Here is a 9147-nt window from a genome sequence, read left to right on the forward strand (position 1 = left end):
CGCCGTCCGCGCCCCCGCCCCCCATAGCCACGGACAACGAACGCGTACACCAACGGAAAGCAGGCGAAGATGCGTTACCGCTATCTGGGAGACACCGGTCTGTCCGTCTCCGAACTGTGCTTCGGCGCCATGACCTTCGGCGGTGGGGCGACCTTCCTGGGCGCTTCCGATCGCAACTGGTCGGAGTTCGGCACGGTCGAGGACACCAACGTCGCGCGGATGATGGACCAGGCCATCGACGCCGGCATCAACTTCTTCGACACCGCCGACGTCTACAAGAACGGCAAGGGCGAGGAGTTCTTCGGCCGCACCCTCGGCAAGGTCCGCGACCGCGTCATCATCGGCACCAAGGGCCGGTGGCGCATCACCGACGACCCCAACGACCTCGGCGCCACCCGCCACCACCTGTACGCGGCGGTGGAGAACAGCCTGCGGCGGCTGAACACCGACTACATCGACGTGTACCACATACACGGATTCGACCCGCGCACCTCGCTCGACGAGACGCTGCGCGCCCTGGACGACCTCATCCGCGCCGGCAAGATCCGCTACATCGGGGTCTCCAACTTCGCGGGCTGGCAGCTGATGAAGGCCCTCTCGGTATCCGACCGCCGCAATCTCAGCCGCTTCGTCTGCTACCAGGGCTACTACAACATCGGTGCCCGCGACCTGGAACGGGAGATCGTCCCGCTGGCCGTCGACCAGAACGTCGGCATCACCGCCTGGTCGCCGCTGGCCGGCGGTTTCCTGACGGGCAAGTACCGGCGAGGAGAGGGCCGGCCCGAGGGCAGCCGCCTCTCGCAGCGCACCCCGTCCGAGACGACGCCGCTGACGGACGAGGAGCAGGCGTACGACATCGTCGACGAGATGGCGAGGATCGCCGCCGACCACGACGCGACCGTCGCGCAGGTGGCGCTGAACTGGGTGCTCGCCAAGCCGGGCATCACCTCCGCCGTGGTCGGTGCCACCAAGCCGCACCAGCTCGCCGACAACCTCCAGGCCATGGAGTGGACCCTGACCGAGGACGAGCTCACCCGTCTCGACAAGGTCAGCGAGACCACCGCCCCCTACCCGTACTGGCACATCGGCCGCGAGGGGTCCGACCGCAAGCTGCCCGGCGACGTCTATCCGGCCTGATCGCCCCTGTCCGGTGAAACACACGGGCGGTGAACTGCGGTGGAGGGGTGGCCGACCGTGTCGCCCCTCCAGCCGTCGTACGCCGTGACCGGACGACCTCCGCATTCTCAGAGCAAGGAACTCACGACCGCAGACAGGAAGCCAGGCCACCCATGACCACAGCACCCCAAGTCGCATCCCCGGCGCTGCCGGCGTTGGACTACACCCGAACCGTCGACCGACTGCTTGTCCATCGGGACGCCCTGGGCGAGGTGTTCCTGACGGATCTGCAAGCCATCGACGGCAGCAGTTATGCCGCCGGGGCTCAACTTCCCCGGTCCCACGCCTACTACGGGGACCACCTGCTGCAGCCCAGCTGCCATGATCCGTTACTGATCCTGGAAGCGTGCCGACAGGCCGCGCTCGCAGGTGCCCACCGCTTCTTCTCGGTACCCGCCGACGACAAGTTCATCCTCACGCACCTGAGGCTGCGGCTGGATCATCCGCGTCTGACCTATGTGGGCACGTCACCGTTCCGCCTCTCCATGCGAATACGTATCGCAAGCCGCAAGGAGCGGGAGAACCGGGTCACAGGGCTCGACTACGAGATCGACCTGTACGTCGACAGTTCGCTGATCGGCTCCGCCGCCATCGGGCTCCGCTTCAAGAACCCGAACGGCTACCTCACACTGCGCCTCAACAACCGTGACGGCATGGCCCTGCCGTCATCCGCCAGCTATCCCGCGGCCACGCCCGGGGCGCCGCTCACTCCGCACCTCGTGGGCCGGGCCAACCCGGACAACGTGGTCCTGCTGGACGGAGTCGTGATCGGCGAAAGCGCCCAGGCACTCCTGCGCATACCCGCCCGGCACGCCAGCCTCTTCGATCACCCGCAGGATCACCTGCCGGGCATGGTCATCGCCGAAGGCGCCCGACAGCTCGCGGTGTTCGCGGCGCTCAACATCCGTGGGCTCGCCCCGTCCAAGACCCTGATCACCGAACTGGACGTGCGCTTCACACGTTTCGGCGAGCTGGAGGACGACACCGTACTGAGCGCCACCGTGCCGCGGCTCGCCATGACGGGCGCCGAGGAGATCACCGACTACACGCTGGGCGGCATCCTGGACTCGCGAGGGGGTGTGGACGCGACGCTCCCCGTGCACGTCGAGGCGACACAGAAGGGCGAGGTGCTGTGCTCCCTCGATCTCGTCCTCGCCCGGATGCCGGCATGACCTCCACCGCCTTCGAGGGAGCGCGGACCGCGCTCCCGACGACGTCACGCGTGGGCGTGTTCTCGGACGTGGACGAGACCCTGATCCGCGTCAAGAGCATGTTCCGCTTTCTGGAGTTCTACCTGGAGCGGCGCGGCGAGCCCGCCGCCACGTACCGGCGTCTCATCGCCGGACTGCGGAGTTCGGCACAGCGCGGGGCCTCCCGCAGCGAGATCAACCGGGGCTACTACCGGCTCCTGGGGGGCGAGGACGCCCGGCGTCTGTCCGAGGCCGGACACGCGTGGTTCATCGCGGAGCGGGACGAGTCGCCCGACGGCCTGTACGTGCCCGAGGTCGCGGACGCCCTCGCCGGACATCGCCGGCTCGGTCACGAACTCGTCCTGGTGTCCGGCTCGTTCTTCGCATGTCTCGATCCGATCGCCTCGGATGCCGGGGCCGGCCGGGTGCTGGCCACCCGCCCGGTGATCCGCCGTGGCGAACTCACCGGCGAGGTGCTCGCGCCGATGATCGGCCCGGCGAAGGGGCGCGCGGTCCGGCTCAGCGGGCTGCTGGGCGGATTCGACCTTGCCCGCAGCTCGGCCTACGGCGACCACAGCAGCGACCTCGAGATGCTCCAGCAGGTCGGCCGGCCCGTCGTCGTCGGTGACCACCCCGAGCTCCTGGCCCACGCACGGCGCGCCGGATGGAGCCGGCTGACCACCGGCGCGGCAAGGCGATGACAGATGCGGGGCCGCGTCGCGAACGCGGACCGGCAGCGAAGGCGGGGGGCATCCGGTTCCCCGCCCAGACCGAGGGGAGTAGTCGTGCCTCAAGTGGGGATAGTGGCCACCGGTGCCTACGTACCGGACACCGTGGTCAGCAACGAGGAGGTCGCACGTGGAGCGGGGGTGACCGACGAATGGATCGTACGCAAGACCGGCATCCGGGAGAGGCGACGGGCCGACGACCGTGACGCCACCTCGGATCTGGCAGCCAGAGCGGCCCGCGCGGCACTGGAGCAGGCCGATGTCGCCCCGGAGGACGTGGCCTTCATCGTGCTTGCGACCTCGACCCCCGACCATCCGCAGCCCGCCACGGCGAGCATCGTGCAACACCTCCTCGGCGCGGTGAACGCGGCGGCCTTCGACATCAACGCGGTGTGCAGCGGGTTCGTGTACGCGACCGCCGTCGCCGAACGGCTTCTGCGCGGGGCGGGCGAGGGGCGGTACGCGCTGGTCATCGGCGCGGACATCTACTCACGCATACTTGACTACTCCGACCGCAAGACGGCCATCCTCTTCGGCGACGGAGCGGGCGCCGTGCTGCTCGGCACTGTGCCCCAGGCACGGGGGATCCAGGAGACCAGCCTGTTGACCCGTGGTGATCAGTACCGGCTGATCAGCGTTCCCGCGGGCGGCAGCCGCATGCCCGCGAGCGACCGCACCCTGCGGGAAGGTTCGCATTTCTTCCGCATGGACGGGCGCGGGGTGCGTTCCTTCGTGCAGGACAATCTCCCCGGCGCGCTGCACGAGCTCCTGGACCGGGCGGGAGTCGGCCGTGACCAGGTGCGGCATTTCGTCCCCCATCAGGCCAACGGCGTGATGCTGGGCGAGGTGTGGCCCCAGTTGGAGCTTCCCGGAGCCACGATGCACCTCGCTCTGGAGAAGTACGGCAACACCGGGTCGGCCTCCGTGCCCATCACGCTGGATGTCGCCCATCGCAAGGGGGAGTTCGCCGACGGCGAGACCGTCCTGATGGCCGGCTTCGGCGGCGGGATGACCGTGGGGGCGATCCTGACGCAGTGGGCGCCGACCGCGTACGCCCGTGCCGCCGCTCAGCACGTCACGGCCACGGTCGCCTGACCATGTTGCTGCCCCTCACGACGGCTCCCGATTCCGCGCCGGTTCACATGGAGGTCCGCCGACCCGTTCTCCGGCACACCGAGCGCCTTGGGCGAGACGGTCTGCGGCGGGCCGCCGAGCACTCCTTGGGCAGCAGGCTCCTGGGGAGCGGTTTCGGCGGTTCGACGGAGTCCGGACCGCTCCACGCGAAACCGGCCGGAGGTGCCGGAGAGGAGCTGTGAGCCGTTGCGGGCGTGCGGTACTCCGCCGCACGCCCGCAACGGCCCCTCCCGTACGAGGCACGTGGCGACCCTCCCCATGTCCGTGGCCGAAAGACCGACAGCGGACACGCAGACCCACCTCTCCCATGAAAGGGCAACGTGAAAATGCTGACCAGGCGAAAGAGCGTCCACAAGGGCGTGATGGCCGCGCTGGCCGCGGCCCTGCTCGGGGCGGCCGTCCTGGCCCCGGAGGCGTCCGCCGTCCCGGCAGCGGATGCGGTGTCGCTCCACTCGTCATCGGCGGTTCGGTCCGGAACCGGCGACGTGCTCGACATCGAGTCACCGGACCTGGTACCGGAAGGCGTCACCTGGGATCCCACGCGCAACACGTTTCTCGTCAGTTCAGCGCGCAAGGGCACGGTCTCGATCGTCACTCCGCAGGGCACCACCCGCCCACTGGTCACCGATCCCCGCCTTGTGTCGACCTACGGCGTTCACGTCGACGCGGCGCACCAGCGGGTCCTGGTCGCCTACGCCGACCCCGGCGCGGCCGAGAGCTCGGCCCCCGGGACGACCAACCGGATCTCAGGGATCGGAGTCTTCGATCTGCGAACCGGTGAGCCGATCCGTCTTGTCGATCTCACGCATCTGAATCCGGGCAGGAGCAACTACTTCGTCAACGACTTCGCGGTGGCGCCCGATGGCACGGCCTACGTGGCCGACGTCTTCGCCCCCGAGATCTACAAGGTGACGCCCGACGGGAGGACATCCGTCCTCGCGCGGGACGCGGGCTTCGCGGGCGAGGACGACCGGCCGGGACTGAACGGCGTGGTCTGGCATCCCTCCGGTTACCTCCTCACGGTCAATGACAGCACCGGCAGCCTCTACCGTGTGTCCCCGCGCGACGGACACGTGCGGTCCGTCCGGTTGGAACGGCCTCTCCTGGGCGGCGACGGCCTGAGCATCCACGGCGACGGGGACCTCGCCGTCGTCACCAACACGATGGCGACCCCCAAGGGCAGGGAGGCCGTCACCGTCCTGCACTCCACCAGCGACTGGTGCGGTGCCACGACTGTCCGGACCGTCGCGCCGTGGGCCTCTTCGGAGCCGACGACCTCCGTCGGCACTCCGTACGGCACATACGTGATCAGTGGGGGTGTCGGCACCCTGTTCAGCGGTGGCGCGCCGGCGGACACCTTCACGCTGCGCCGCCTCCTGCCGTAGCCGGGACGGGCATCGCGCGGTCGGGGCTGCCGCTGCCGGGTGACCCCGGCCGCCGCCCGCCGGGCCGGCAGGCAGTGAATATATATAAGATCTCTTAGTGATGCGCGGTGTCGTACTGTTTGGTGCGCCCGTCGCAGGTGTCGACGAACGGAGGAGTTGTGCGCACAACCACCCTTGGGCGTACCGGAATCAAGGTGAGCCGCATGGCCCTGGGCACGATGATGCTGGGGTCGTGGGGGCAGCGTGATCACGCGGAAGCGGAGCGCCTGATCCACGACGCCCTGGATGCCGGCGTCAACCTCATCGACACGGCCGACATGTACTCGGACGGCGAATCCGAACGCATCGTGGGAAAGGCGCTGCGTGAGCGGCGGGACGAGGTCGTCGTGGCGACCAAGGTCCACTTCCCCATGGGGGACGGCCCCAACAGGCGCGGGAACTCGCGCATGTGGATCCGTCGCGCCGTGGAGGAGAGTCTGCGCCGTCTGGGTACGGATCGCATCGACCTGTACCAGATCCATCGCCCCGATCCCGACACCGATCTCGACGAAACGCTCTCGGTCCTGACCGACCTGGTGCGCGAGGGCAAGGTGATGGCGATCGGGAGTTCGGACTTCCCGGCGGAGCAGCTGGTCGAGTCCCGCTGGGTGGCCGATCGCCGTGGTCACACGCCCTTCCATACCGAGCAGCCGCCGTATTCGATCTTCATGCGGGGCGTGGAGCGTGCCGTACTGCCTACCGCTCAGCGCCACGGGGTGGGAGTGCTCACCTGGAGCCCGCTGGCCAGTGGGTGGCTCACGGGCAGGTACCGCGGCGACGCTCCGCTGGAACTCAATGACTTCCGCAGCAATCTCATCCCTCACAAGTTCGACCTGACCCTGCCCGGAAACGTCCGCAAGCACCAGGTGATCGAGGGGCTGATCGAGCTGGCGGCGGAGGCGGGCATTCCCCTCACCCGGCTGGCACTGGCATTCGTACTCAACCACCCCGCTGTGGACAGCGTCATCATCGGCCCGCGCACCCGGGAACAGCTCGCGGACCTGCTCGCGGCCGACACGGTCGAACTCGACGAAGCGGTGCTGGACCGCATCGACGAACTGGTCCCGCCGGGAACGGACCTGAACCCGTCCGACGCCGACTACACTACACGCCGCCGTCCCTTGCCGACGCGTCTCTGCGGCGGCGCCGGCCCTGACGGGGCCCGAGCGGCCGGACCGCTGCCTGCCCGGCCCGGGCGCGACGGCTCTTCGATCCAGAACGAATCGCAGCAGCCTTACACTACTAAGAGGTGTGCAGGTACCCTCCGAGGCATGGTGTCATCAGCTATGGAAAGACGAATCGGGGATCACATCAAGCGGGTGGAGCAGGAGCTCACGTCCACCAAGCACGCCGCCCTGAGACCCCTCAAAGTCAACGTCCCGCAGTACACCGTGCTGCGCGCTCTGCAACTGGAGCCCGGGCTGTCCGGCGCGGCACTGGCGCGGCGCGGCATGGTGACCCCGCAGACGATGTCGTCCGTACTGTCGAATCTGGAGGGCCGGGGCCTTGTCGAGCGCCGGCCCCACCCGATCCATCAGCACATCCTCGAAGCGCGGCTGACCCGGACGGGCCACGCGCTGGTGCGGCGTGCCGACGAGGTCGTCCGGGAGATCGAGGACCTCCTGTCGAGCCGGCTCGGGGAGGACGAGGCCGACGGATTCCTCGCTCAGCTCGATCGCTGTTCGCAGGCGCTGGGGGACTGGACGGCCGCACGGCCTGCGGCGAAGTAGGTCACCCCAGCGTGCCCTGTTCCAGCTGCGCGGCCATATGGGTACGGGCGGGCTTGCCGCTCGCCGTCCGGGCGACCGCGCTGTGCGTCACCTCCATCACGCGCTCCGGGGCCATACCGAAGTCGGCGGCGATGCGGGTGGCCACCTGGGCCGTGTCGATGTGCTGGGACCGTTCCGGTACGACGACGACGGCGAACGATTCGCCGGACGGCAGGACCACGCATTCGGCGACGCCGGGGACCGTCGCCGCGACCTGTTCGATGTCCGTGGCGAAGACGTTCACGCCGCTGACCGAGATGCGGTCGCCCCTGCGGCCGCTCAGGTGGAGGCGGCCCGAGCGCAGGCAACCCAGGTCGCCCGTGTCGAACCAGGTGGTGCGGTGGTCGGTCGTTCCGTCGTAGCCGTCGAACAGGGTGGCGCCGCGCAGTTGCACCGAGCCGACCTCCGCGTCCGCGCAGCCGAGGCCCGACTCGTCCACGATGCGCAGGTCGAGACCGGGCATGGTGCGGCCGAGGCAGGCGGATGTGGTGGGGCCGTCCGTCCGGAAGCTGGTGGCGGCGTCCACGTAGCGGTGTGAGGTGGCCATCAGTGCCGCCTCGGCGAGTCCGTAGCAGAACACCAGGGCCGTGGAGTCGAATCCCCAGGGGCCGGCGGCGTCCAGGAAGGTGCGCACGGACCGCGGACGGATGGGTTCGGCCCCGCAGAACACCGTGCGCCAGACGCTGAGCAGCTGCGGGTCGACGGCTTCCTGCGCCGCGGCCGCCTCGTCGATCCGGGCCGCCAGGTAGCGCAGCATGAAGTCGGGCAGGGCGCTGTGCACGCTTTCCGCGTCGCGCATGAGCCGCAGAGCCGCCATGGGTCTGCGCAGGAAGGTGCCCGGGTCCTCGACCACCAGGTCGATGCCCTGGACCAGGGAGGTCAGTACACCGATCAGGCCCATGTCGTGGTGGAGCGGCAGGGCGATCAGGCCGGCGTGGCCCGGCTTCATGCCCGCGACGATGCGGATGGCCTGGATGTTGCCGAGCACGGCCCGGTGGCTGAGCGGGATGGGGCGGGGCATACCGGTGGAGCCGCTCGTGTACTGGATGAACGCGAGGCCGTCACGGTCCCCGGGGGCGGGTTCGGGTGTGGCGCCGGGGCGGAGAACCAGCTGGAGTTCGTTCAGGCCGTGCCCGGCGATGCGGAAGGCGTGGCGCACGTGCTGCTGGTGCGTCACCCTCGCGAAGTACTGGGCGGTGATCGCGCCCGGCACGCGGCAGTGTGTTCGTGGTCATGCCACCCTCCCGGGCGTGTTCAACAGCGCCTGAAGGTCCGCCCGGTGGATCTTCTTGGTGTCCCGGTCGACGAGCCCCAGCCGGACCTGGCCCCGGGCGACCACGGTGCCGTCGGTCCGTTCGATGTCCTGGCTGAGCGTGAAGCTGTACGAGGACTGGCCCGCCAGGGACGTACGGACGACGAGGCGGCCCACCGGGTCCCAGTCGACCGCCTTCAGATAGTCCAGCCGGAGCTGGAGCACGACGGCCACCAGGGAGCTGTCCCGCAGGTCGGCTCCCAGGGCGAGCCCCCACTGCCAGCGGCCCGACTCCAAAAGCTGGACGTGCACGCTGTTGTTCAGGTGCCCGGCCCAGTCGAAGTCGTTCGGGCGCAGGGCGACTTCGCAGGTGTGCTCGAACTCCTGCGGTGTGACGGCGGTCATGGGGTCCGGCCTCCAGTACGTGCGGGTCCGGCGAGGAGGACGACCACCGCACCGGCGAGATCGCCGGTG

8 protein-coding genes and 1 pseudogene are annotated in these 9147 nt (G+C 69.3%); 7 read left to right on the forward strand and 2 right to left on the reverse strand.

Going from position 1 to position 9147, the window contains the following annotated elements; translation table 11 throughout:
• Window positions 1–69: 69 nt before the first annotated feature.
• The 7 genes and pseudogenes from JGS39_RS35720 to JGS39_RS35750 all read left to right on the forward strand — a co-directional run bounded on the left by JGS39_RS35720 (window position 70) and on the right by JGS39_RS35750 (window position 7382).
• A complete protein-coding gene (locus JGS39_RS35720; protein ID WP_219573922.1) occupies window positions 70–1137 on the forward strand; it encodes an aldo/keto reductase in 1068 nt (355 codons plus the stop codon).
• 152 nt (window positions 1138–1289) lie between these two features.
• Window positions 1290–2348: a ScbA/BarX family gamma-butyrolactone biosynthesis protein gene (locus JGS39_RS35725; RefSeq protein ID WP_219573923.1), complete on the forward strand. Its 1059-nt coding sequence runs from the start codon at window positions 1290–1292 to the stop codon at window positions 2346–2348.
• Entirely contained in the window at window positions 2345–3067 is a 723-nt protein-coding gene (locus JGS39_RS35730) for an HAD family hydrolase (RefSeq protein WP_219573924.1), read from the forward strand. The genes JGS39_RS35725 and JGS39_RS35730 overlap by 4 nt, the downstream gene beginning before the upstream one ends.
• An 84-nt stretch (window positions 3068–3151) precedes the next feature.
• Complete coding sequence (locus JGS39_RS35735; protein ID WP_306070464.1) at window positions 3152–4189, forward strand: 3-oxoacyl-ACP synthase III family protein; 1038 nt, start codon at window positions 3152–3154, stop codon at window positions 4187–4189.
• A 365-nt stretch (window positions 4190–4554) separates the two neighbouring features.
• Window positions 4555–5613, forward strand: coding sequence for a hypothetical protein (locus JGS39_RS35740; RefSeq protein ID WP_219573926.1), 1059 nt, complete (start codon window positions 4555–4557; stop codon window positions 5611–5613).
• A 158-nt stretch (window positions 5614–5771) separates the two neighbouring features.
• Window positions 5772–6808 (forward strand): annotated as a pseudogene (locus tag JGS39_RS35745) (aldo/keto reductase).
• A gap of 130 nt (window positions 6809–6938) precedes the next feature.
• Entirely contained in the window at window positions 6939–7382 is a 444-nt protein-coding gene (locus JGS39_RS35750) for a MarR family winged helix-turn-helix transcriptional regulator (protein ID WP_219573927.1), read from the forward strand.
• Between the two features lies 1 nt (window position 7383).
• Here the strand turns inward: JGS39_RS35750 and JGS39_RS35755 are convergent, their stop codons facing one another.
• Both JGS39_RS35755 and JGS39_RS35760 read right to left on the reverse strand, forming a co-directional pair.
• The gene (locus tag JGS39_RS35755; RefSeq protein ID WP_219573928.1) at window positions 7384–8634 is read right to left on the reverse strand and encodes an AMP-binding protein; all 1251 of its coding nucleotides are present in this window, start codon (window positions 8632–8634) and stop codon (window positions 7384–7386) included.
• Between the two features lie 18 nt (window positions 8635–8652).
• Window positions 8653–9078: an acyl-CoA thioesterase gene (locus JGS39_RS35760; RefSeq protein WP_219573929.1), complete on the reverse strand. Its 426-nt coding sequence runs from the start codon at window positions 9076–9078 to the stop codon at window positions 8653–8655.
• Window positions 9079–9147 lie beyond the last annotated feature (69 nt).

This window comes from Streptomyces poriferorum (assembly GCF_019399235.1).
Classification (GTDB): Bacteria; Actinomycetota; Actinomycetes; order Streptomycetales; family Streptomycetaceae; genus Streptomyces; species Streptomyces poriferorum.